20 protein-coding genes are annotated in these 24,994 nt (G+C 57.4%); 8 read left to right on the forward strand and 12 right to left on the reverse strand.

Annotation, left to right across the window (positions count from 1 at the left end; all coding sequences use genetic code 11):
* Positions 1-7 precede the first annotated feature (7 nt).
* The 3 genes from kdpB to kdpF are packed head-to-tail and all read right to left on the reverse strand — an operon-like array spanning position 8 to position 3,868.
* On the reverse strand, positions 8-2,065 hold the full coding sequence (gene kdpB / locus B0D71_RS24320) for a potassium-transporting ATPase subunit KdpB (protein WP_103396976.1): 2,058 nt from the start codon (positions 2,063-2,065) through the stop codon (positions 8-10).
* 10 nt (positions 2,066-2,075) lie between these two features.
* On the reverse strand, positions 2,076-3,770 hold the full coding sequence (gene kdpA, locus B0D71_RS24325; RefSeq protein ID WP_103396977.1) for a potassium-transporting ATPase subunit KdpA: 1,695 nt from the start codon (positions 3,768-3,770) through the stop codon (positions 2,076-2,078).
* Between the two features lie 8 nt (positions 3,771-3,778).
* Positions 3,779-3,868: a K(+)-transporting ATPase subunit F gene (gene kdpF / locus B0D71_RS24330; protein WP_007899818.1), complete on the reverse strand. Its 90-nt coding sequence runs from the start codon at positions 3,866-3,868 to the stop codon at positions 3,779-3,781.
* A 344-nt stretch (positions 3,869-4,212) separates the two neighbouring features.
* Here kdpF and rfbB point away from each other — a divergent pair, with 344 nt between their 5' ends.
* The 6 genes from rfbB (at position 4,213) to B0D71_RS24360 (ending at position 9,743) form a co-directional block, all read left to right on the forward strand.
* A complete protein-coding gene (rfbB, locus tag B0D71_RS24335; protein WP_103396978.1) occupies positions 4,213-5,295 on the forward strand; it encodes a dTDP-glucose 4,6-dehydratase in 1,083 nt (360 codons plus the stop codon).
* Entirely contained in the window at positions 5,292-6,167 is an 876-nt protein-coding gene (rfbA, locus tag B0D71_RS24340; protein WP_103396979.1) for a glucose-1-phosphate thymidylyltransferase RfbA, read from the forward strand. Before rfbB ends, rfbA begins: the two co-directional genes overlap by 4 nt.
* 46 nt (positions 6,168-6,213) lie before the next feature.
* Positions 6,214-7,083: a dTDP-4-dehydrorhamnose reductase gene (rfbD, locus tag B0D71_RS24345; protein WP_103396980.1), complete on the forward strand. Its 870-nt coding sequence runs from the start codon at positions 6,214-6,216 to the stop codon at positions 7,081-7,083.
* Between the two features lie 259 nt (positions 7,084-7,342).
* Positions 7,343-8,707, forward strand: a complete 1,365-nt coding sequence (gene eat, locus B0D71_RS24350) for an ethanolamine permease (RefSeq protein WP_103396981.1) — start codon at positions 7,343-7,345, stop codon at positions 8,705-8,707.
* Positions 8,708-8,849: 142 nt separating this feature from the next.
* Positions 8,850-9,017: a DUF2897 family protein gene (locus B0D71_RS24355; protein ID WP_079246726.1), complete on the forward strand. Its 168-nt coding sequence runs from the start codon at positions 8,850-8,852 to the stop codon at positions 9,015-9,017.
* A 168-nt stretch (positions 9,018-9,185) separates the two neighbouring features.
* Entirely contained in the window at positions 9,186-9,743 is a 558-nt protein-coding gene (locus tag B0D71_RS24360; RefSeq protein WP_103396982.1) for a TetR/AcrR family transcriptional regulator, read from the forward strand.
* On the opposite strand, the gene fabF is transcribed toward B0D71_RS24360, so the two are convergent.
* Both fabF and B0D71_RS24370 read right to left on the reverse strand, forming a co-directional pair.
* Positions 9,740-11,014, reverse strand: coding sequence for a beta-ketoacyl-ACP synthase II (gene fabF, locus B0D71_RS24365; protein ID WP_103396983.1), 1,275 nt, complete (start codon positions 11,012-11,014; stop codon positions 9,740-9,742). The genes B0D71_RS24360 and fabF overlap by 4 nt on opposite strands.
* A 31-nt stretch (positions 11,015-11,045) precedes the next feature.
* Positions 11,046-11,840: an SDR family NAD(P)-dependent oxidoreductase gene (locus tag B0D71_RS24370; RefSeq protein ID WP_103396984.1), complete on the reverse strand. Its 795-nt coding sequence runs from the start codon at positions 11,838-11,840 to the stop codon at positions 11,046-11,048.
* 490 nt (positions 11,841-12,330) lie between these two features.
* On the opposite strand from B0D71_RS24370, the gene B0D71_RS24375 reads away from it, so the two are divergent.
* On the forward strand, positions 12,331-13,611 hold the full coding sequence (locus B0D71_RS24375) for a GNVR domain-containing protein (RefSeq protein WP_103396985.1): 1,281 nt from the start codon (positions 12,331-12,333) through the stop codon (positions 13,609-13,611).
* A 150-nt stretch (positions 13,612-13,761) separates the two neighbouring features.
* Here B0D71_RS24375 and B0D71_RS24380 read toward each other — a convergent pair whose 3' ends face one another.
* Genes B0D71_RS24380 through B0D71_RS24390 form a run of 3 tightly spaced genes read right to left on the reverse strand, consistent with a single transcriptional unit; the run spans position 13,762 to position 18,246 of the window.
* A complete protein-coding gene (locus B0D71_RS24380) occupies positions 13,762-15,132 on the reverse strand; it encodes a TolC family outer membrane protein (RefSeq protein ID WP_103397092.1) in 1,371 nt (456 codons plus the stop codon).
* Positions 15,133-15,167: 35 nt separating this feature from the next.
* Positions 15,168-16,490, reverse strand: a complete 1,323-nt coding sequence (locus tag B0D71_RS24385; protein WP_103396986.1) for an HlyD family type I secretion periplasmic adaptor subunit — start codon at positions 16,488-16,490, stop codon at positions 15,168-15,170.
* Positions 16,491-16,503: 13 nt separating this feature from the next.
* Positions 16,504-18,246, reverse strand: a complete 1,743-nt coding sequence (locus B0D71_RS24390; protein ID WP_103397093.1) for a type I secretion system permease/ATPase — start codon at positions 18,244-18,246, stop codon at positions 16,504-16,506.
* Positions 18,247-18,535: 289 nt separating this feature from the next.
* On the opposite strand from B0D71_RS24390, the gene B0D71_RS32125 reads away from it, so the two are divergent.
* Positions 18,536-20,305 carry a calcium-binding protein gene (locus B0D71_RS32125; protein ID WP_103396987.1) on the forward strand — a complete coding sequence of 590 codons (1,770 nt, stop codon included), beginning with the start codon at positions 18,536-18,538 and terminating at the stop codon, positions 20,303-20,305.
* Positions 20,306-20,389: 84 nt separating this feature from the next.
* Here the strand turns inward: B0D71_RS32125 and B0D71_RS24400 are convergent, their stop codons facing one another.
* The 4 genes from B0D71_RS24400 to B0D71_RS24415 form a co-directional block, all read right to left on the reverse strand.
* Positions 20,390-20,725, reverse strand: coding sequence for a ComEA family DNA-binding protein (locus B0D71_RS24400; RefSeq protein ID WP_103396988.1), 336 nt, complete (start codon positions 20,723-20,725; stop codon positions 20,390-20,392).
* A gap of 112 nt (positions 20,726-20,837) precedes the next feature.
* Positions 20,838-22,832, reverse strand: coding sequence for a polysaccharide biosynthesis protein (locus B0D71_RS24405; RefSeq protein WP_103396989.1), 1,995 nt, complete (start codon positions 22,830-22,832; stop codon positions 20,838-20,840).
* Positions 22,833-22,935: 103 nt separating this feature from the next.
* On the reverse strand, positions 22,936-23,961 hold the full coding sequence (locus tag B0D71_RS24410; RefSeq protein ID WP_103396990.1) for an MraY family glycosyltransferase: 1,026 nt from the start codon (positions 23,959-23,961) through the stop codon (positions 22,936-22,938).
* Between the two features lie 64 nt (positions 23,962-24,025).
* Positions 24,026-24,988 carry a UDP-glucose 4-epimerase family protein gene (locus B0D71_RS24415; protein WP_103396991.1) on the reverse strand — a complete coding sequence of 321 codons (963 nt, stop codon included), beginning with the start codon at positions 24,986-24,988 and terminating at the stop codon, positions 24,026-24,028.
* Between the last annotated feature and the right edge of the window lie 6 nt (positions 24,989-24,994).

The raw sequence follows: 24,994 nt of genomic DNA on the forward strand, positions 1-24,994 counted from the left end.
TGTCAGGTCAAACCAGATGCAACGCCGTCAACAGCATGTCGATGGCCTTGATGCCCACGAACGGCACCAGGATCCCGCCCAGGCCGTAGATCAGCAGGTTGCGCCGCAGCAACGCCGCCGCACTCGCCGCCTGCACGCGCACACCGCGCAATGCCAAGGGGATCAACACCACAATGATCAAGGCGTTGAACACGATCGCCGAGAGAATCGCACTCTGCGGACTGCTCAGGTGCATCACGTTGAGCACGCCCAGTTGCGGGTAGATCGCGGCGAACAACGCCGGCAGGATCGCGAAGTACTTGGCCACGTCGTTGGCGATGGAAAAGGTCGTCAGCGCACCACGGGTGACCAGCAATTCCTTGCCGATCTGCACCACGTCCAGCAACTTGGTCGGGTCACTATCGAGGTCGACCATGTTCGCCGCCTCACGTGCCGCTTGCGTACCGTCGTTCATCGCCATGCCGACGTCCGCCTGGGCCAATGCCGGGGCGTCATTGGCGCCGTCGCCGCACATCGCGACCAGGCGACCATCGTTTTGCTCGTGACGAATGCGCGCCAGTTTTTTCTCCGGCGTGGCTTCGGCCAGCACGTCATCCACACCCGCCTCGGCGGCGATGGCGGCAGCGGTCAACGGGTTGTCGCCGGTGACCATGACGGTGCGGATCCCCAGCTTGCGCAGCTCGGCGAAGCGCTCGCGGATGCCGGGCTTGACCACGTCCTTGAGGTGAATCGCGCCGAGCAGCTTGCCGTCGGCACACACCAGCAGCGGGGTGCCGCCGCTTTGGGCGATCTTGTCGATTTCACGGGACAAGGCCGGCGCCAGGTCAGCGCGTTTCAGGCCGACGAAGGCCAGTAACGAATCCACCGCGCCTTTGCGGTACACACGGCCCTGATAGTCGACACCGGACAAGCGGGTTTCGGCACTGAATGGCACGGCTGTCAGCACTTCAGCGGACGGCTCCGGTTGCGGATGGGTGCCGCGCAGGTACTCGACGATCGACTTGCCTTCCGCTGTGTCGTCGGCCAGCGAGGCAAACAACGCACCTTCAGCCAGTTCCTTGGCAGTGACGCCCGGTGCGGCATAGACCGCGGTGCAGCGACGGTTACCGAAGGTGATGGTGCCGGTCTTGTCCAGCAGCAAGACATGCACGTCCCCCGCCGCCTCCACCGCACGACCGGACTTGGCGATCACGTTCAGGCGCACCAGGCGATCCATGCCGGCGATACCGATGGCCGACAACAGGCCGCCGATGGTGGTCGGAATCAACGTGACCAACAGCGCCACCAGGAACACCAGCGGCAGGCTGCCGTTGGCGAAGTGGGCGAACGGTTGCAGGGTGACGACCACCAGCAAGAAGATCAGGGTCAGGCCGATCAGCAGGATGTCGAGCGCCACTTCGTTCGGGGTTTTCTGGCGTTTGGCGCCTTCGACCAGGGCGATCATTCGGTCCAGGGTCGACTCGCCAGGGTTGGCGGTAATCTTCACCAGCAGCCAGTCGGACACCAGCCGAGTGTTGCCGGTAACGGCCGAGCGGTCGCCGCCGGACTCGCGAATCACCGGCGCCGATTCACCGGTAATCGCTGCTTCGTTGACCGCCGCGATGCCTTCGATCACTTCGCCGTCACCGGGGATCATCTCCCCCGCTTCAACGCGCACCACATCGCCTTTGCGCAAGCTGGCGGCGGGCACCACCTGGAAGCTGCCGTTGCTGGTTTTGCGCCGTGCGCTCAAACCTTCGCTGCCGGCCTTGAGGCTGTCGGCGCGGGCCTTGCCGCGACCTTCAGCCAAGGCTTCAGCGAAGTTGGCGAACAGCACGGTGAACCACAGCCACACAGCGATTTGCGCGGCGACGAAGGTCGGCACCGCCGCGTCGGGAATGAAGCACAGTACGGTGGTCAGGATCGCGGTCAGTTCGACCACCAGCATCACCGGCGCACGCTGCAATTGCCGTGGGTCGAGCTTGACGAAGGCTTGCACCAGCGCCGGGCGCCACAGGGCCGAGATCGCGGTTTTCGGTTGCTCCGGTGCCTTGACGGCGACCGGTTTGGTTGCGGGCATATTCATCATCAGCTCCTTAGAAGCCCATACTCAGGTGTTCAGCAATAGGACCCAGTGCCAAGGTCGGCAGGAAGGTCAGGCCACCCACCAACAAGATGGTCACGGTCAGCAGGGTCACGAACAGCGGGCCGTGGGTCGGGAAGCTGTTCTGCCCGATCGGCGCGGTTTTCTTCATCGCCAGGCTGCCGGCCAGGGCCAGAACCGGGAGGATGTAGCCGAAGCGACCGATCAACATGCCCAGGCCCAACATCAGGTTGTGAAACGGAGTGTTGGCACCGAAGCCACCGAAGGCCGAACCGTTGTTGGCACTGGCTGAGGTGTAGGCGTAGAGCAACTGACTGAAACCATGGGCGCCAGGGTTGCTCACGGCGGCCACCGGACCAGGCAGGCTGGCGGCGATCGCGCCGAGTACCAGTACGCCAATCGGCATGACCATGAGGGTCACTACCAGCAATTGCACTTCTTTGGCCTGCAGTTTCTTGCCGAGGTATTCCGGGGTGCGGCCGATCATCAGGCCAGCCAGGAATACTGCGATCAGCACGTTGAGCAACATGCCGTAGAGCCCGGCACCGACGCCGCCGAAGATCACTTCGCCGACCATCATGTTGACCAGCGCCACCATGCCGCTCAGCGGGTTGAGGCTGTCGTGCATGCCGTTCACCGAACCGTTGGACGCGGCCGTGGTGGTCACCGACCACAGCACCGTGGCAGTGGTGCCAAAGCGCGCTTCCTTGCCTTCCAGCGGCGCAGTCTGCTCGACGGCAACGTTGTTCAGTGCCGGGTTCGATTGATATTCAGCCCACAGAGAGGTTGCGCCGCCGATCAGGAACAGCGCCAGCATGCAGGCGATGATCGCGCGACTCTGGCGCAGGTCTTTCACGTAGTGGCCAAAGGTGAAGACCAGCGCAACGGGGATCAGAATGATCGAGGTCACTTCGAACAGGTTGCTCCATGCCGTCGGGTTCTCAAACGGATGCGCCGAGTTCACGCCGAAGAAACCGCCACCGTTGGTGCCCAGTTGCTTGATCGCAATCTGGCTGGCAGCCGGACCGAGCGGAATCACTTGGTCAACGCCCTGCAGGGTCACCGCATTCACGTATTGCGCGAAGGTTTGCGGCACGCCCTGCCAGACCAGATAGAGCGCCAGCAACAGGCACAGCGGCAGCAGGCCGTAGAGGGTGGCGCGGGTCATGTCGACCCAGAAGTTACCGAGGCTGTTGGTCGACTTGCGGCCAATGCCTCGGCACAGCGCAACCAGTACCGCCAGGCCGGTGGCGGCGCTGACGAAGTTCTGCACGGTGAGGCCGACCATCTGGCTCAGGTAGCTCAACGATGCTTCGCCGCTGTAGGACTGCCAGTTGGTGTTGGTCATGAAGCTGACAGCGGTATTGAACGCCTGCGTCCACTCCATACCTGGCAGGTTTTGCGGGTTCAGCGGCAAGTGGTCCTGGAACAGGAGGATGACGAACAGCAGCAGGAAACCCGCGAGGTTGAAGGCGAGCAAGGCCAGTGTGTACCTCTGCCAGCTCTGTTCGGCCTGCGGATCGACGCCGGCCAGACGATAACAACCGCGTTCGACCGGGCCGAGAATCGGCGTCAGCCAGGTGCGCTGTCCTTCCATCACCTTGTAGTAGAAGCGCCCGAGAAACGGCGCAGGGACCAATACCAGGGCGAAAAACCCGAGGATCAGCCAATAGTCATAACTGTGCATAGCCGCTCCTAGTTCCGGTCCGCGCGCAGCAGCGCAACCAACAGATAAATGAACAGCCCCACTGCCAGCAGCAGCGACACCCCGTCCAGAACGCTCATGGAAGTTCTCCGTGTTACGGCGTATTGCCGCGTGTGGAGTCATTGTCGGAAAGGAGGCTGTAAAGGAACGAGACCGAGGGTGTGCGCGGGGCATAAAGAAAGCGTAAAGAGTGGGCTTACGCTGGGGTTACAGGCAGCAGTGAGGCGCTTGGGTGTGGAAAAACCCGGAGTGACGTACGTAGATATCTAAATTGTGCGCGAGAATAGTGAGTGAAGGCGGCAAGTCATGGATAATCCAGCCTGATTGGCGCGACGCAACCCAATGGGGTCAAGAACTCTTGCACCTCCCCGCTCGCGCCTGCAAGCTACCGCCATTCGCATTACTGAAAAAAGGCTGGCCCAACGTGCGTATCCTTATTACCGGCGGAGCCGGTTTCATAGGCTCGGCCCTTGTTCGCGAGCTGATCCAACACACCGGGCATGAAGTGCTCAACCTGGACAAACTGACGTATGCCGGCAATCTCGAATCGCTGACCAGCATTGCCAACGACACTCGCTACGAGTTCGTTCAAGCCGATATTGTTGACCAGGCGACCGTCAGCGCCGTGCTGGCGCGTTTCCAGCCTCACGCGATCATGCACCTGGCAGCAGAGTCCCACGTCGATCGTTCCATCGACGGGCCATCGGAATTCATCCAGACCAACATCGTCGGCACCTACAGCCTGCTCGAAGCCGCCCGCGCCTATTGGCAAACCCTGCCGGAGCCCGAGAAAAGCGTCTTCCGCTTTCATCACATTTCCACTGACGAGGTTTACGGCGACCTGCACGGTGTCGACGACCTGTTTACGGAAACCACGCCCTACGCGCCGAGTTCCCCCTACTCCGCCAGCAAGGCAGCGTCCGACCACCTGGTCCGCGCCTGGCAGCGAACCTATGGCCTGCCAGTACTGCTGACCAATTGCTCGAACAATTACGGGCCGTTCCACTTCCCCGAGAAACTGATTCCGCTGGTCATCCTCAATGCCTTGGCCGGCAAGCCTCTGCCGGTGTATGGCAATGGCCTGCAAGTGCGCGACTGGCTGTTCGTCGAAGATCACGCCCGGGCACTGCTCAAGGTGGTGACCACAGGCACCGTCGGCGAGACTTACAACATCGGCGGGCACAACGAACAAAAGAACATCGACGTGGTGCGTGGCATCTGTGCCCTTCTTGAAGAATTGGCACCGCAAAAGCCTGAGGGCGTTGCGCATTACGCCGACCTGATCACATTCGTCCAGGATCGTCCTGGACATGACTTACGCTACGCAATCGACGCCAGCAAGATTGAACGCGAACTGGGCTGGGTGCCCGAAGAGACGTTCGAGACCGGCCTGCGCAAAACCGTTCAATGGTACCTGGACAACATGGAGTGGTGCCGCCGCGTCCAAGACGGCAGCTATCAAGGTGAACGCCTTGGCGCCATCAATCCCAAGGAGCTGCTCGCATGATGAAAGGTATCGTTTTGGCGGGTGGCTCGGGCACGCGCCTGCACCCGATTACACTCGGCGTGTCGAAACAGCTGTTGCCGGTCTACGACAAACCCATGATCTACTATCCGATCTCGGTGCTGATGCTGGCCGGCATCAAGGATATCCTGCTGATTTCCACCCCGCAGGATCTGCCTCAGTATCGCAATCTGCTGGGTGACGGCAGCCAGTTCGGAGTGAATTTCAGCTTTGCCGAGCAGCCATCTCCGGACGGTCTGGCCCAGGCTTTCCTGATTGGCGAAGAGTTCATTGGCGATGACCCTGTGTGCCTGATCCTGGGCGACAACATCTTCCACGGTCAGCACTTTGGCGAACAATTGCAGAACGCGGCAAAACGCTCATCCGGCGCCACCGTGTTCGGTTATTGGGTCAAAGACCCCGAGCGCTTCGGCGTCATCGACTTCGACAGCGAAGGCCGTGCGCTATCCATTGAAGAAAAACCGAAAAAGCCGAAATCCAGTTATGCCGTTACCGGCCTGTATTTCTATGACAACGATGTGATCGAGATCGCCAAGGCGGTGAAACCTTCGCCACGCGGCGAACTGGAAATCACCGACGTCAACAATGCCTATCTGCAACGTGGCGATCTGCAGGTCGAGCGTTTTGGTCGAGGCTTCGCCTGGCTCGACACCGGCACCCACGACAGCTTGCTCGAAGCCTCTCAATACGTGCAAACCATCGAACACCGCCAAGGCCTCAAAGTCGCCTGTCTCGAAGAGATAGCCTATGAAAATGGCTGGATCGACCGCGAGCAGTTGCTCGAGCGCGCCCGGTACTTCGGCAAGACCGGATATGGCCAGTACCTGGCCAAACTGGCAGGGGAAGAGCAATGAACCTGTGCACGCCCGATTTGCCCGGTAAGGAGATCGGACTTCGCCCATGAAAGTACTCATCAATGGCCGGCATGGTCAGGTTTCACATGAGTTGCAACGGCGACTGGGGGCTGTTGGCGAACTGATCGTATTGGGTCGCGACCAGCTCGATCTCGCGCAACCCGATCAGATTCGCCGTCAGGTGCAAAACGTCCGGCCTGATCTGATTATCAACGCCGCGGCCCATACGGCGGTTGATCTGGCAGAAAACGAGCCGCAATCAGCCTTTGCCATTAACGCTGTAGCTCCCGGCATACTTGCCGAAGAGGCACTGGATCTCGACATCCCGTTGATCCATTACTCCACGGACTATGTATTCGACGGGACGAAAGCTGCGCCTTACAACGAGGACGACACGCCCAACCCGCTCGGGGTGTACGGCAAGAGCAAGCTGGCCGGTGAGCAGGCCATCAGGGACGTGCAAGGCAGACACCTGATCCTGCGTACCAGTTGGGTCTATTCAACCCATGGCCGTAACTTTCTGCTGACGATGCAACGTTTGCTGCAAGAGAAACCGGAGTTACGTGTAGTCGCCGATCAAATCGGAGCACCGACCTGGGCCGGCACAATCGCCAACAGCACCCTTGCCTTGATTGAACACTGGCAGGCGAACGAAGTGGCCAACTGGGGTACTTATCACCTGACCGCTCAAGGTGAGACCTCCTGGTTTGGCTTCGCCCAGGCAATTGGCGAAGCACTGCGACAACAGGGCAAGCCCTGCGCCGACCTGCTTGCGATCCCGTCCAGCGACTACCCCACTCCCGCCGCCAGGCCGCTCAACTCGCGACTCGATTGCAGTCGCTTGCAGCGCGACTGGGGCGTCAGTCAACCTGACTGGCAAGCAGCGCTGCGCGAGTGCCTGACTGAACAATCCTGAGTATCAACCGCTACCCGCACCGGCATTGAAACACCAAATCTGCGCGTCGCAACGGCGTAGGGTAGCGGGTATGCGGGCTTGCTCGCGAAAGCGGCATCAGTAGCAACAGCGCCCCTGACTGAGGCAAAAAATTCGCGTATCCAGTAGCGATCATCCCCGATACGACAGCTTTCCAGCCATTACGACGTACCATCGCAAAATGGCACGTCCGCTGCACAGCCCTCCCCTGAGCTTTCCAAACCACTCAGGGAGCAAACGCATGAACACACAACTCAAACCCACGCTGGGCACATTGCATCTATGGGGCATCGCGGTCGGGCTGGTGATATCCGGGGAGTATTTCGGCTGGAGTTATGGCTGGGGCGTGGCCGGGACACTGGGCTTCCTGGTGACCTCGTTCATGGTCGCCACCATGTACACCTGTTTCATCTTCAGTTTCACCGAGCTGACCACCGCCATTCCTCACGCCGGTGGCCCCTTTGCCTACAGCCGTCGCGCCTTTGGCGAAAAAGGCGGTTTGATCGCCGGGCTGGCGACCCTGATCGAATTCGTTTTCGCCCCACCGGCGATTGCCTTGGCCATCGGCGCCTACCTCAATGTCCAGTTCCCTGCCCTGGACCCGAAACACGCGGCAGTGGGTGCCTATATCGTGTTCATGGGCCTCAACATCCTCGGCGTGAAGCTGGCGGCGACCTTCGAGCTGGTGGTCTGCGTGTTGGCGGTCGCTGAATTGCTGGTGTTCATGGGCGTAGTCGCTCCGGCCTTCAGCTTCAGCAACTTCGCGCTCAATGGCTGGGCCGGCTCCGACGTGTTCGGCGCCCCGGCGATTGCCGGGATGTTCGCGGCGATCCCCTTTGCCATCTGGTTTTTCCTCGCCATCGAAGGCGCAGCCATGGCCGCCGAAGAAGCCAAGGACCCGAAACGCACGATCCCCAAGGCCTACATCAGCGGTATTCTGACCCTGGTGCTACTGGCGATGGGCGTGATGTTCTTCGCCGGTGGCGTCGGCGACTGGCGCACCCTGTCGAACATCAACGACCCTCTGCCGCAGGCGATGAAAACCGTGGTAGGCGAAAGCTCCGGCTGGCTGCACATGCTGGTATGGATTGGCCTGTTCGGTCTGGTGGCGAGTTTCCACGGGATCATCCTCGGCTACTCGCGACAGTTCTTCGCCCTCGCCCGGGCCGGTTACCTGCCGGCGTCCCTGGCCAGATTGTCGCGTTTTCAAACCCCGCACCGGGCGATCATCGCCGGTGGCTTGATCGGTATCGCAGCCATCTACAGCGACGGCCTGATCAACCTCGGCGGCATGACGCTGACCGCCGCCATGATCACCATGGCCGTGTTCGGCGCCATCGTGATGTACATCATGAGCATGCTCAGCCTGTTCAAACTGCGTAAAACAGAGCCAAACCTGGAGCGTACCTTCCGCGCCCCCTGCTACCCGCTGGTGCCATTCATTGCATTGATGCTGGCGGTGGTGTGCCTGGTGGCGATGGCCTGGTTCAACACCTTGATCGGTCTGATCTTCCTGGGCTTCATGGCGGCTGGTTTCGTGTACTTCACACTCACCGCGAAATTGCGCGCCGACGCACCGGCGGATGCGATGCTGACCGGACTTTGAAAGCGCTCGAGTGAACCTTGAACAACAGGCATAGAATGGGGGTGATAGCGATGGAACTGCGATTAACCCCCATCACTCAAAGTGGTATGCACGATCGGTTGGCGACCCTTGCCGAACCGCCTGCTTTTTCAAGGAGAGTCCTATGCCCTGGTATGCCTGGTTGATTCTGGTCGTTGCCATCGGCTCGATCGTTGGTGGTCTGATGATGCTGCGCGACACCGCCAACAAGGTCGAACTGACCGAAGAGCAACGTAAGCGCGTCGCCGAACGCAATGCGGAAATGGACGCCAAGGAAGCGCAGGACCGCTGACTGAAAACCCCGCCCTGAACGGCGGGGTTTGTTTTTACGTGAAAAGCGCCTGAAATCATGCCGCTTTGCACCCATATCGAATCATCTGCATGTTCTTTAGAAGTAGAAGTACAGTCACCATGCAATTTTCATTGGTTAATATGGGCCGCATTGATGCGGAGATATCAGATGCGTTACTCGCAGGACCATAAAGCCCAGACCCACCAACGCATAATCAAGGAAGCTTCAGCGCGATTTCGACGCGACGGTATCGGCGCGACCGGGCTGCAACCCCTGATGAAAGCACTGGGCTTGACCCACGGTGGCTTCTACTCGCACTTCAAGTCCAAAGACGAACTGGTGGAAAAAGCATTGCAAGAGGCTGGCGTACAGGTCGACGAGTTGTGCGCGCAAATCTTCGCAGAGGAACACCCACTCGAAGCCTTCATCGACACCTACCTGTCCGAATGGCATCAAACCTCGCCTCACGAGGGCTGTCCGCTGTTGACCATCTCTTCGGAACTGGGGCTGCGCGGTCAACCGAGCCCAACCAGCGATGTCGTACTCCAGGCACGACTCGATCAGATCCAGCGCACCCTTGACGGAGAGCAAACCGCCGACCGCAGCATTGTCATCATGTCGACGCTGGTCGGCGCCTTGCTGTTATCGCGCAGCGTTGCAGACGCCGAGTTTGCCCAACGGATTCTCGACGTCACACGCGAACACCTCAAACACTCACAAGATTAACCCTGCCAACGCTTGAACAGCACACTGGCATTGACCCCGCCAAATCCGAAGCCGTTGGACAACGCGTACTCGATAGCCATCGGCCGCGCACTGCCATGAACGATGTCCACGCCTTCAGAGGCAGGGTCCGGGTTCTCGAAATTGAGCGTCGCCGGCACGATCTGGTCGCGGATCGCCAGCAGCGTAAAGATCGCTTCGAGCCCACCCGCTGCGCCGAGTAAATGCCCGGTCGCCGACTTGGTGGATGTCACAGCAATGCCATTTTTCGCCCCGAACAATGCCTTGATCGCCGCCAGCTCCCCCAAATCCCCCACCGGAGTTGAGGTTGCATGAGCATTCAGATGCTGGACCTGAGCCGGCGAAACACCTGCTTGTGCCAATGCCAACGACATCGCTCGCCGCGCACCGCTGCCATCCTCGGGGCCGGCGGTCAGGTGATAGGCATCGGCGCTGGTGCCGTAGCCAACCAGCTCCGCCAGTGGTTGAGCGCCGCGCGCCAGCGCATGGTCCAGAGACTCGATGACCAGCAGCCCGGCCCCTTCACCCATGACAAAACCGTCGCGGCCGCTGTCGAAAGGTCGCGAAGCACGCTCTGGCGTTTCGTTGTAAGCGCTGGACAAAGCGCGAGCAGCCGCGAACCCGGCAAGGCTGACCCGATCGATCGCTGCTTCCGCGCCGCCGCACACGGCAATATCCGCCTCACCCGTACGAATCAGCCGCGCCGCGTCGCCAATCGCCTGAACTCCGGCAGCGCATGCCGTGACCGGTGCACCCAATGGCCCCTTGAAGCCATGCTGGATCGACACATGACCTGCCGCGAGGTTGACCAGAAATGAAGGGATAGTGAATGGAGACAAACGTCTCGGGCCACGGCTATCGGTGGTGCGCACCGCGTCGGCAATCGCGCCGAACCCCCCCACTCCGGAACCGATGATGGTAGCCGTGCGCTCTTGGGCATTGGCGTCCAGCGCTTGCCAGCCCGCCTGCTCAAGTGCCTGACGCGCAGCCTCCATGGCGAACAGAATGAAGCGGTCCATTTTCTTCTGTTCCTTGGGTGGGGTTGCCCGATCCGGATCGAACCCGGCCTGCGGATCTTCCGCCAGCGCAGGCACCGAACCGCCGACCTTGGCCGGCAGATCGGCAACCACCTCATCCGGCAGATTGCGCAGCCCGGAACGCCCGGCCAGCAGCCGCTCCCAGACCGCCTCGACACCGCTCCCAAGCGGTGACACCAGGCCCATACCTGTTACAACCACGCGACGATCACTCATACCACACACACCTCAAGCCGGTTGATGGCGCTTACCGATAACGGGCAGCGGCCTTGCTTTTGGAAAGGTTAGGCGCCATCACATGACGCGCCGCCACGAACGCATCCCAATCCGCCGCATCAGGCAACGAAGGAATGGTGATCAATTCACCCTGATCGAGCCCCGACAATGCAGCATCGACCATCTCACCCGCCTCCATCACCATGTCCGCGGGAATCTGAGACGCATCGATGCCAGAACGCTCCCAGATCTCGGTGCGTGTCACCCCGGGCAGCACTGCCTGGATCTTCACCCCGGTGCCGTCCAGTTCCGCGTTCAATGATTGAGTCAGGCTCAAAACATAGGCCTTGCTTGCGCTGTACGTCGCGTTGAAACGCTCGGGAAACAACGCCACCACCGATGCAATATTGATGATCGTGCCGCGCCCGGCCTTGGTAAAACTGGCCGCAGCCGCCGAGGCCAACCGCGTGACAGCGGTGATATTCAACTGAATCATTCGCTCCAGTTGATCGGTATCAGCATTGGCCAAGAGTCCGTCCGCCGCTACGCCGGCGTTATTGAGCAACAGACTGATGCTCGAGTCGCTGCGTAAGCGCTGTTCGAGTTGCAGCACGTCTGCCTTCTGGGTCAGATCCGCCTTCAGCACTTCAACCTTGACCCCATGCTCCGAGCGTAGCTTGCTCGCTGCCGCCTCCAGTCTCTGCTCGTCGCGAGCCACCAGCAACAAATCAAAACCACGGGCTGCCAAGCGCTCCGCATAAACCGCCCCGATACCGGAAGAAGCGCCAGTGACGAGGGCCGTACCTTGGGACTGAACTGAATTCATGACGGTGCTCCTGAAGGATGATGAAAGTCGCCTGACGCCAAAACACTTCGGCGCAGACCGTTTATATTATATGCATAATTTAAACTCAATATGATAGCCGTAATTTTTTATTCCCGAGAAACGGCAGACTCTCATCGGCGGCCCGGCCAGAATGAGAGTAGACCCTGAATGAACACGAAACCGCGCCGAGCCTGGCCGATGGAATGAACGGTCTTGCAGGCCGACCGATAAAGGGAGGGGTGGGTAAACAGAGCGCTTTCAACGGTAACCGCGGGACAGGAGTCGCATGCTTCGAACCAGTCCAGGAAGGAATCGAAGCGCCGCCCGAACCTCCTGTGCTCACATCTGCGACCCTTTCTCACCCTTGCTGTTTGGTAACAAATGCAGGAAAATCCAAAAAATTTTACCAGATGTAAATTTTTTCCAACCTGGATGACGATAATTTTCCAGAAACACTTTGGAGCGTCTGTCCAAACTTTCAGAGCGCGTGATGAACATTCCAGTAAATACAATTAATACCCCAGGACACGAAGTTGCTGAAGTAAAGGAGCTTATTGGTAGCCTCTGGAGCCAACGGGCGATTGTTTTACTGTTTACTGCACTGACTGTTACTGCCGCTATTTCTTATGCCCTACTGGCAACACCGGAATATGAAGTTGAAACTTTTGTTCGGCCTGTGCCACTGGCAGACCTGGATGAACTCAATGAATCCGGACTTTACAAAATTCGGCCAAATGATGCGTTGAATAACATCGGCTCATCAATGCAGTCTTATGATGTCCGCCTAAAATTCTTCCAGGCCAATCCACAGTTCCTTGCGCCATTGCAGGCACCTGGGCAATCCATTGAATCAACATTTGAAAAGTTCAACGAAAAAGCATTTTCGCTTGAAAAAGTTGACCCTAAGAAAAGCTCCAGCCTTACTGAAGCCATTGGCCTTAGCCTCAGATACCCTCAGGGTGTAGATGGTGTAGGCATCTTGAAAGCCTTTACCGAATTCGTCGTTAAAGTCGAAAAAGAAAAAGTCGCTGCAAACTTGAAAACACTGATTGCCAACCGCATCGAGAATGTGGAAAAGAAGCTAGAGTCAAAAAAGTCAGCCTATGAGGCGGAAAAAGACTCAAAAATCGCCAACTTGTTGGAAAAAGACAAGTTAAAAAAACAAATGCTTCAAGACGAACTCAAAGCACTGCGTCAACAACTGCAAAGCCGCAGACAAAACCGCATCAAAGAGCTTGATGAAGCCATCGTCATCGCCAAGAAACTTGGCATTGTAAAACCCACCACGCCCTCGGCGCTGGGAGATGGAGAGCAGTCACATCAGGGCAACATGATCCGCACGGAAGTCAACAATCAGAAAATACCGCTGTACTTCCTTGGACAGGCGGCACTGGAAGCAGAACGCGCCACTCTGGTAACTCGTAATTCCGATGACTTCACCGAGCCGCGTATTGATGAGATTCAAAAAGAACTCAACCTGCTGGCTACCAACCGCGAAGCGGTACTGCTCAAAGAGCGGGATCATCCTGAGTTGTTCCTCAAGGACTTCGCAGATATTCGCGGAGAGTTGACTCACTTGAAACAGCTGAGTGTAAACTTCGATCAATTCAACCTGGTTCAGGTTGATAAAGATGCGACAGCACCTCAAGCACCTGTTAAACCGAAGAAAGCCCTGATCGTCGGATTTGGTCTGATCTTTGGATTCATCCTCGGCGTGGGCGTCGCCATTCTTCGTCGCGCCCTGCTTTCAATGCATCCATCTCGTCGTTGATTGTCGAGTGCTGCGTTTGCTCTGCAAGCGCAGCTCGACTTGCCCTATCGCTTCAGTGTCTGCCTTTATCCCCTCAAAAACTACATTGCTTGCTAAACGACTTAACTTGTCGAAAACGCCATAAGCAAAGAAGGGTTAACGGGCGACAACTTATTTTCGCAGCGTCTCTGGTGAAGTGATCGCTTGATCATTCCCACTCAACCAGACATTGACGTTCTCGACACTTTCTTCCGATAACTTACCGGCCCAGCGATTCAGGATAAAAAGGTTGGTTATAAAGTCGTACTGAGTCTTGAGCAGATCGCGACGCGCTGTGAACTCGTTCTGCACCGCCGTCAATACATCCACGGCATTAACCACGCCGTAGGTGAATGCCTTTTCTGCTGCAATGCGCGATTGTTCGGCCGAAGCCAGTGCATTGCGATTGGCATGAATTTTTTCCACGCTTGAGTCAGCAGTCAAATACGCGTTGGTCGTTTCCTTGACCACCTGACGACGTGTCGCCACCAATTGTTGTTCTGCGGTGAGCTGATCCTGATACAACTGCCTTACCCGCGCGGACGTCGCGCCACCGCTATAGATCGGAATCTGTACCCCCACCCCCGCGACATAGCTGTCGGTCTGCGGCGCCAACGAATTGTTGTAACCCTCGTTAGTCTGTTGAGCGCTCAGGTTCAAGTTGACCGTGGGATAGTGCCCGCCCTTACCGGCGCGCAGGGCAGCCTCGGCAGCCTCCTGAGCATTCTCACTGGCCTTGATCGCCGGATTATCGGCAATCGCCAAATTCACCCAACTGTCCAGGCTTTCGGCGGACACCTTCAATTCGACGTCATTACGCACACGGCTCAGCTTCTCTTTGACCGGCCGTCCGATAATTTCCGACAACGCAACACGGCTCAGGCTGGACTGGTTACGCGCATCGACTTCCTGGGCCGCCAGTGAATCGACTCGAGCCTGGAGATCCAGCATGTCGGTAACCATTGCCAGCTGTTTGCTGTAGAGCGCACTGACCCTATCGAGGTTTTTCTGGGTAGCCCTGCGCTCGGCCTGCACCAATTCAAGTTCATCATCGGCAGCCAGTGCAGCGAAGTAACGCTGCGCAAGATCCACCGTGGCCTCGGCCTGAGCCTCCTTCGATTCGGAGTCCGCCTGCTTTGCCAGGCTTTTGAAGTGCTGGTAGTTTTCCCAGGCAGCCTTGTTATACAAAGGCTGGGTCAGCCCAACCGAGTAATTGCGGCTGTTGTAGGCCTCGTCGATTTGAAGGTTGGTTTGTTTGATCCGGTTGAAACCGGCGTTAGCCGTCACCGAGGGCAACAGACTGCCAAATGCCTGGGTTTGCTGTTCGACCCCGGATTGAGCCTTGGAGTAAGAAGCGATCACCCGAGGATCTTCCAGGCGTGACTCGCGGTACAACTGCATCAAGTCAACCGAGTAGTTCTGCTTACTGACCGATGCCGTTGGCGGTGTCGTGATAGAGGACCCGGCGACGGGCGCTTCGGTGGCGTGGACAGGCAATGCCATCGAACCCAACACCAGGCAGGGAAACAGACGCACAATCACTCCTCGATCATCGACTGGGCGATAACGTTACGTGCCGGCTGCATCAAGTACTGCAGCATGGTGCGCTCTCCGGTGTTGATCAATACGTCTGCCGGCATACCCGCCAACAGCTTGCGATCACCCAGCTTGCGCGCCCCTTCCTGAGTCACACTGATTCGGGCCAGGTAATACGGCGCACTGGTTTTCTCGTTGATCAAGCGGTCGCCGGATACACTCGTCACCCGACCTTCGATGACGGGTGTCGTGGCCGTGTTGAAGGCGTTGAAGCGAATGTCCGCCAACTTGCCGATAGCGATTCGATCGATGTCATTGGGCGAGACCTGCGCCTCGACCACCAGGTCGGAAACCGATGGAACGATATCCAGCAACGGGGTTGCGGGGCGCACAACGCCACCGATGGTGTGAACCGTCATGCCAATCACCATCCCGTCTTCCGGAGCGCGGATAACCACCCTGCTCAGGCGATCCTCCAGCGCCGAGGCTTTTTCCTGCAAGTCGTAGGCCTTGGTCTGGGTCTCTGCCAACTGCTTGGTAACGTCGGCATTAAAGTCCTTGTCGATCTGCAGGATCTGCAACTGGGTTTCGTTGATCTGCAACCTGGTCTTGATGTTTGTCGAGCGGTGATCCGCCACTTCAGACTTGAGCAAATCCAACTTGCGCGCCTGCTCCAGCATCCGCTGTTTGTCGACAAAACCCTGAGCCAGCAACTCTTTCAATTCGGCAATTTCGCCGCTATAGGATTCCTGCAAATTGGTCTTGGTACCGATCATGGTGTCGGTTCCCTTTATTTGCTGATTCAACTGGCCAATACGTTCTTGCAGGACTGCAATTTGTCCAAGTCGCGAGCTACGCCGTGCGTTGAACACCTGAGTCTCGCCGTAACGCGCCTCGGAACTGCGCTGACTGTCGGAATTGAGATCATTCGGGAATGCGATCGCCGGCAGGTCATCCCGCTCGGCAAGCAAGCGCGCCTCCATTGTCCTGGCAGCGATTAACTGGCTGCGGGTCATCTCGTACTCGGATCGCAGTTGAGCGTCATCAAGCACGATGATCGGGTCACCCTTTTTCACGACATCGCCATCATGGGCAAGCAGGTCCTTGACGATGCCGCCCTCCAGATGCTGCACCGTCTTGCGATACGTTTGCACGGTAACGACGCCCGGCGCGTAAGCCGCGCCGTCGAGCGGAGCAAATGCCGCCCATCCGCCAAACAGGCCGAACGTCACGAAGACAATGAGAAATCCTTTACGGCGTACGGATCTGTCGGACGTGGGCAGATCTGCAAAAGTATCGGCAGGAGTAGTGAGCGTGCGGTTCATCGATAGCTTCCTGTCAAACTTCGGTCGAAGCGACGTCTGTACCTGCCCGTGCGCCAGGCTTTTGCTGGGCGGGCAATTGATGCGCATTGAGTTGCGCAAGGACCTGATCCCGCGGGCCATACAAACTGATCGTGCCGGCGTTCATCACCAGCAAGCGGTCGAGTTGGGCCAGAATCGAAGTCCGGTGGGCGATCACGAAAACCGTTGCCCCGGTAAGTTTTATCTGCTGCAACGCCAACGCCAGCGCGCGCTCGCCGACCTCGTCCAGGTGAGCGTTCGGCTCATCGAGCACGATAAGCCGCGGGCTGCCATAGATTGCCCGGGCCAACCCGATACGCTGCCGTTGCCCCCCCGATAGATTGATGCCCCCTTCGCCGATGACCGTGTCGTAGCCATTGGGCAGCATCAGAATCATTTCGTGGACACTTGCGGTCCTGGCCGCCAGCACCACTTTTTCCGGATCTACGACACCAAAACGCGCGATGTTGTCGCTGATAGTGCCTTCGAACAATTCAATGTCTTGCGGCAAATACCCGAGGTGCGGTCCCAATTGGCTTTTGTCCCAATTGGCAATATCGGCAGCATCCAGACGGACTACGCCATGCTGTGGCTTCCACACGCCCACCAAGGCCTTGGCGAGCGTGGATTTGCCCGAGGCACTTGGGCCAACGACACCGATCATTGCGCCTGCCGGTGCGTTGAAACCGATGCCTTTAATGATCGGAGTCCTTGCACCGGGAGCCCCCAGGGTCAGGTTTTCCACCGTCACATGACCGATTGGAGCGGGCAATTGCATACGCTCGGGTTCGGCATTTTGCTGGTCGAGAATGCTGTTCAGTCGCGCGTATTGTGAACGGGCAGCGATGAATCCTTTCCAGCTGCCGATCATCAAGTCCAGCGGGGCCAGTGCTCGACCCAACAGCACGGAACCTGCGATCACCAGCCCGGGGTTGATCTCATGGCTGACCGCCAGATAAGCGCCAAGACCGAGAATCAGTGATTGCACAAGCAGACGGAAAGTTTTTGAGATCGACGTAATGATCCCGCTGCGATCACTGGCTCGGGATTGCAACAGCAGTACTTTCTTGTGCCGCAGACTCCAGCGTGACATGAGGGAGTCAAGCATGCCCATGGATTCGATCACTTCGGCGTTGCGCAAATTCTTGTTGGTTTGCAGCGTCGCGCCAATGCTCTCTTTATTGGCCTCTGCCAGGACTTTGCCCGTGGATTGCTCATTGATATAGGCCAACGCCAGCAAAATCACCGCACAACCGATTGCCGTCCAGCCATACCAGGGGTGAAACAGGAACAGCACCGCGACATAGATCGGCAGCCACGGCGCATCAAAAAACGCGAACAGACCGTTCCCGGACATGAATTGGCGCAGCCCGGTCAGATCGCTCAGCGACTGGGCCGATGCGTCCTGTCCACCGCTGTCCAGAGCCCGCTTGAAACTCGCCCGGTAGACATCCCGGCCAAGCAACACGTCGAGCCTGGTACTGACACGAACCATGATCCGCGAGCGTACCCACTCCAGCAGGCCCATGGTCACGAGCAGAAAGGTCAGAATAATGGTCAACATGGCCAGTGTCGTCAGGCTGCCGCCCGTGACTACCCGTCCATAGACCTGGAGCATGTAGAAGGTCGGGACCAACATCAGAGCGTTGATGAACAGGCTGAAAAAACCCACCGACATGAAACTGTCCCTGCAGGCCCTCAGGGCTACTTGCAAGCTGTTTTCGGGTGCACTGCGTATCATCTCGGAACTGACAACCTAATGTGTTGATCGGGGATTGCGGGGCGCGCGAGTGTACCACCGGAGCACCGCTCGCAGAATGAAATCGCCAGCATCCTGGCGTTGCAATCCAAGCGACGAGCAGCGCTGGCCCTTACTCTCTGACGATTTATAATTCCGCTATAGTTGATAATGGTTCTTTAACATGCCGGCCAAGAAACTGTAACATATGTGAAATTTTGGCCAGCAACGCCGTTTGCAGAACGATTCGGATATCGGGAGCGGCCACCCAATTAATATGGAGTCACTTTTGATCAATTATTTTTCTTTACTCGCCGATATCGTCCGTGAAGAAGCGACTGCAACCGGCGCGTTGCTGCAAGACGTCGCCCGCGAACTATTGGCCACCAATACAACTCACTCGGATGGCGCCTGGTGGGTTGCCCACGGCAATGACCCCTTCTATACCGCCGAGCAAATTTACAAAACCGTCACAGGCGACCCGACTGCAGAACGCGCAGAACTTCTGTGCGGCAATATGGTTAACGTATTCAGCGGCCTCTGCGCGGAGCTTGGCCTGCAAAAACGCACCATCTGGACGTATTCAGACTCCCAGGGGTTCTTTCAGGGACATACGTACCTTGAAATTTTTAATACAACTACCAACAAATGGGAAATTCAGGACGCGGACTATAACGTCTATTACACCGACGTTCGCACGGGCGAGCGTGTCGGTGTCAAAGACATGATGAACGCAGACGATATTGAAAATTTCATTCCTCATAATGCCAGTGAATCCGGATGGTCAGAGACAGGCGCAGAAGCTTTGCGCCTGGCTAATCTCTACGCTGCGCAAATTATTACTACAGAGCATAAGCTCTACACCAGCAACGACAGTCTGAGCGATACGTTACTGGCCAGCATTGCCAACTCTCTGAGCGGAGTCTTTGACTATACCGTAGACGGCGGTGTCAACGATCTGACCTCCACGCACTTTACCGATAGCAACGCCGTCACCAACAACGGGAGAGCCACGATCACCGGCACTTCGAGCGCTGACTTCGTTTCATATGACGGCAGTTCACTCAGCCCGGTGTTCGCCACGCTCGTCGGTGGAGCGGGTGATGACACGCTCGCGCTACGCTTTTCCGGCGGCCAACTTTACGGTAATCAGGGCAATGACATCCTGATTGGCGGGCAATTGGCAGATCTTCTGGTCGGTGGCACTGGTGATGACTACATGTCTGGCGGTTACGGTGCAGACCAGTACGCGTTTTCGAAGGGCGACGGCTTCAACGACACCATCGACAGTTTCGGCGTAGGTGCCGACCAGCTGGTTTTCCTCGGCGTTAGCGGTACCGGCGGTACCGGTCGTACGCAAATTTCAGAAAAAGAGTTCAACTTCCGGGTCGACCAGAAGCTGACCTCGGACGGCGTCTATCTTCGCTATGACACAGATGGCGACTCACGTTTTGATGGCGGGATGTTGATTGAAGGCCGTACGACACTGCTCACCGCCAAAGACGCTACATTTGTTTTCAACGCTGACCCGCTCAAAGGCTTTAATACGACGACCGTCGCTGCCAACCCTGGCTCGGGGTATGCCGAAAAAATCCATGGCGGTAATGCGGCAGACAAAATCCTCTATATCGGCACGCTTGGCGCGGAACTGGCTGGCAGTACCACCGGGTTAAACAGTGGCAATGACGTCATCCAGTCTCACTCGGATGCGAGCTGCTCGCTGTACGGCCAAGATGGCAACGACGTATTGGCTGGAGGAAACGGCGGCGACTTCATTGTCGGCGGCACCGGCAACGACTTGCTGATTGGTGGCAAGGGGCGGGACGTCTTCGTATTCAACGCGGGCTCGGGCTCAGACACCATCCAGGACTTCAAACAAGGTGAAGACACCCTGTATATCTATGGCTGGACGGCTTCTACCAAGGCTGTGACACAAACGCTGCAAGACAATGGGCTGGTTGTGACTTTCGACACCGCGGGCGATGGCGCTCACGGTGGCAATATCACGCTGCTCGGCCAGACGACCTTGCTGAGCAATACCGACATGTTGTTTGCCTGAGTTCGGGTGATCAGCCCATCGGGCATTAGTTTCTCTAAAGAAAAAGGCCGATCAATGATCGGCCTTTGTCGTTTTTATCACACTTCAGTTCACTTCGATCCTGTCGCGGTTTCTATCCAGAATCGCCTTGCCTATACCCCTCACTTCCAGCAATTCGTCAACTGACGCAAACGCACCATTACTTTCACGATAAGCAACAATCGCTTTGGCTTTGGCCTCACCCACTCCAGCTAGTTCACGCTGCAGCGTAGGTGCATCAGCACTATTGAGATCGACTTTTCCGGATTGCGCCATGGCGGCTACATCCTGCACCAAAGGTGCATTCTTCACCTCGGGTGCGTTGACAGGTACCGCGGTTGCCGTAAGAGAGAGGCTGGTGAGAAGGGCGAAAACCAGAGAATGGAAACTGCTTGTACGCATTAGTGAAGCTCCATGCCGTCGTTTGAGAAAGCAGCTTTTCCGAAGCTGCTCTCCAAACTTAGGCTATGGCAGTGGACTGTCAAAAATGTGTACGTTACCGGATATGAAACAATCAGGGTTCCAGGCGGCGCTGCTGGTAGATCCAGTCAACTATCTCACCGTCGGGGGTATAACCGCTGACCGTGTCGCGCAACAACTGACGGACGCGCGCATAGTCGTCCTGGTCCACCGCAGCAAGCAACTCGCTCAGCTTGACCTTCAGCACATCCCAAGACAGATGATCTTCGTTGGCCGTCATGATCATCGGGTGCTGAGTGGCCGCCACGTTGTCACCAATCAGCAGCTCTTCGTAAAGCTTTTCACCCGGGCGCAGCCCGGTGAACTCGATAGCGATATCGCCATGCAGGTTCTTTTCCGATCGGACGCTCAGGCCGGACAAATGGATCATCTTCTCGGCCAGCTCGACGATCCTCACGGGTTCGCCCATGTCGAGGACGAAAACATCACCACCCTGCCCCATGGAGCCCGCTTGAATCACCAGCTGCGCCGCTTCGGGGATGGTCATGAAGTATCGAGTGATCTTCGGGTGCGTAACGGTCAGTGGACCACCCGACTTGATCTGTTTGTGAAACAAAGGAATCACCGAACCCGACGACCCCAGGACGTTACCAAAACGCACCATCGTGAAACGCGTTTTGTTCACACGCGAAACATTGCTCGTATCGCCGAACAATACCGGAGCCAACTCACGACTCAGCGCTTGCAACGTCAACTCGGCAAGGCGCTTGGTGCTACCCATGACATTGGTTGGTCGCACGGCCTTGTCCGTCGAAATCAAGACGAAGTTGGCCACTCCGGCCTGAAGTGCGGCCTGGGCCGTATTAAGCGTGCCTATCACATTATTGAGCACACCTTCGGCAATGTTGTGTTCGACCATGGGGACATGCTTGTAGGCGGCGGCGTGATACACCGTGTCTACTCGCCAGGTTTTCATGACATCCAGCAACTTGTCCGGGTTACGAACCGACCCAAGAATCGGCAAAAGACGGATAGACAGCGACTCTCGAGCGACCCGCTGCTCCAGTTCGGACAAGATGGAGTAAAGATTGAACTCACTGTGTTCAAACAGTAGAAGCGTTGTCGGGCGCAGCGTCAGAATTTGCCGGCAAAGCTCGGAGCCAATGGAGCCCCCGGCTCCGGTGACCAACACCGACTGTCCCGTGATGCAATGTTCGAGTAAATCAGCCTGGGCCGGGACTGCGTCACGCCCGAGCAGGTCGGCAATGTCTACTTCCTGGATATCATCGACCTTGACCCGGCCACTGGCCAGGTCCATAAAACCCGGGACGCTTCGAACGTGCAGCGGAAAACCTTCAAGAAACCCGAGAATCTCACGACGGCGTCCACGGTTGGACGAAGGAATGGCCAGGAGTATTTCCTGAGCGCCCGTGTTATCGATCATCTGCTGGATGTGCTTGGGCTTGTACACCTGCAATCCGGAAATCACCCGGTCGGCTATTCCGCAATCGTCATCGATAAAAGCCACAGGCCGCATGACGCGCCCCATCCGCAAGGCAGCAACGAGTTGATTACCCGCCGCCCCCGCGCCGTAAATAGCCACTTTCGGCAGACCGTCATCCCGGCTCGTGAACGGGACATGCTGTGCAGCACTGAACCAGTCACCCATAAAGTACTGACGCATGGCCAGGCGCAGCCCGCCGATCATGATCAGGCTCAACCACCAATAGTTGAAAATGATCGAGCGCGGAACCACATTTTGATGATTGCTGTACCAGTACACCACAACGCCAAGTATCAAGGACGACAGTGTCACCGCCTTGATAATGGCGATGAGCGCGTCATTTCCAAAGTAACGCATGACGGCACGGTACATGCCAAAGCGGATGAAAAGAGGAATGGCGATGACAGGTGCACTGACAAAAAGCCAGACGTGTTGAGTGAACGGGTTGACCAACTCGTCCAGCCCGAGACGCACGACAAACGCCATCCACAGGGCAAACCAGACCAACGAAATATCAGTCAGGACCTGCAGAATGCGTTTATGTCGTCTTGGCAGACTTAACAACTTTGCCCGAATCTTATCCATAAACCCTCTAAGCACCTCTCGAAGCTCCTAGCATTGATACAGCAACTACAGCTCTCGGTAACTCACTTACCGACAAAGCAATACTCAAAAACCAATGCGTCCATCACGCCTTGCCGGCAATTTCCAACTCGCCTGCGTGAAACTTGAAAGCCAGCAAAACGAGTGGCACGTAGGCCAGGACCAGCCCTGCCACGCCATCGAGATATTGCATGACGACCAATATAGCCACAGGTACTAACCACAACAAATTGATCGCAGCTATTGCCAGCGTGACCACCCGATGGCTGCCAAACTTTCGTGAAGCATACTGGTATCCATGGCTGCGATGGGCTTCATAAACCTTATCCCCTCGCAATAGCCGACGAATGAGGGTAAAGGTTGCATCAACAATAAAGACGCCCAACAAAATGAGCCAGGCCCAGAGAAACAGGGGATTGGTCCAGGCTGCATAAAGCGACATCACCGCCAGCACGATACCCAGGAAACCACTGCCGGCGTCGCCCATGAAAATCTTCGCCGGCGGGAAATTCCAGATAAGGAAACCCAAAACGGCCGCGGCCAATACAAGCGGAGCGATGGCAAGGCTGACGTGGCCTGCAATCCAGTAGACCAGACAAGCACCGACACAGGCACAAATCGCCTCGAGGCTGGCCAAGCCATCAATACCATCCATGAAGTTGTAGAGGTTAAGCATCCAGACCAGATAAAACGCTGCGATGACATATCCGAACCAGCCGAGACTGAACTCGTGACCGAACAGGTTGATCGGCGCCATCCCCCCAATCCAGAACAATGCCCAGAGGGCGCCACCGAAATGCGCAAGCAGGCGCCAACGCGCGGCAATATGCCCGTGATCGTCAAGAAAACCAATGATTGCGATCCAGCCGCCAGCCCCCAACAGAGCCAGCGCCATCGGCCAGGCGACGGCATCGGTCCAGGCCAGGACAGGCAGCGCAATCAGAAAGCTCAGGACGATAGCCACACCACCACCCCGAGGGGTCGGGACGGAATGTGAGCTACGTGCATTAGGAACATCGATCAGGCTGCGTGCCAACGCGTATTTACGCAATGCACCGGTGCCCAAAAATGAAACACCCACCACCAACGCCAACAACCATATTGTGTTCAAAGGTCAACTTCCTGAAACAGCCACAATCACTTCTGCAATTGGACTGGCATTGTCATAAGCCAGCTTAGCGCTGCCTTTCCTTGTAGTAGTTGGCAGCCGACACAAGCGCCTCATCGACGCTGACTGGCGGAGTCCAGCCCAGCAATTCTCGAGTTTTACTGATATCGACTTGCAAGGAACCGCACAGTCGTTGCGACAAAGCCTGCTTGCCCAGAAGCTGCGCCCCTCGTTCAAGCAGCACGCTTGGCACAGGCAACAGGCGTGCAGGCTTACCCAATGCCTGTGCCATCCGCGTCAACAATTGTGTGGTGGACAAATCCTCCCCATCGCTGACGAGAAAGGTCTGATTGGCGGCGGCCGGATGACGAATGCAGGTCACGATCAAATCCGCAAGATTCTCGAGCGCGACCAAGCTGCGCCGATTATGGATAGCGCCGAATGGCAAGGGGATTCCCTTGTCCAGCCAACGCATCATGTTCAGAAAGTTGGCTCTGACACCCGGGCCATAAACCAGCACCGGACGGATGATCACCACTTCCATCCCCGAGACGCTCGCAATTTCGCGCAGCCCTTGTTCGGCCTCCATTTTCGAAACGCCGTACGGATCGCCAGGCGCGGGTGTCGCGTCGGCGAAGTAAGGCTGATTGAGCGGCGTACCTTCGCCATTCACCTTGATCGAACTGATGAACACAAAGCGACGAACACCCAACGAGGCTGCCTGCCGAGCGAGGCTTAGCGTGCCCTCGACATTCACCTTGCGAAACGCCTCCAGCGGATCGGACTCGGTGTCATTCATGACGTGAACGCGAGCCGCGCCATGAATGACAACCTCCACCTGATCCAGCGCCTGCGACCAATCGGTATCAGCACTGAGCCCGGCGGTTCGAATGGTAGTAACGCGCGACGGACAGTCAGGCAAGGCGTGCCCACGAATGGCTGCCACCGGTTCCAGATCGTCAGAGGCCGCCAAACGACCCAGTACTGCGCGACCAACGAACCCCGTAGCACCTGTCAATAAAACACGCATTTTTCA

The organism is Pseudomonas laurylsulfativorans, assembly GCF_002906155.1.
Classification (GTDB): domain Bacteria; phylum Pseudomonadota; class Gammaproteobacteria; order Pseudomonadales; family Pseudomonadaceae; genus Aquipseudomonas; species Aquipseudomonas laurylsulfativorans.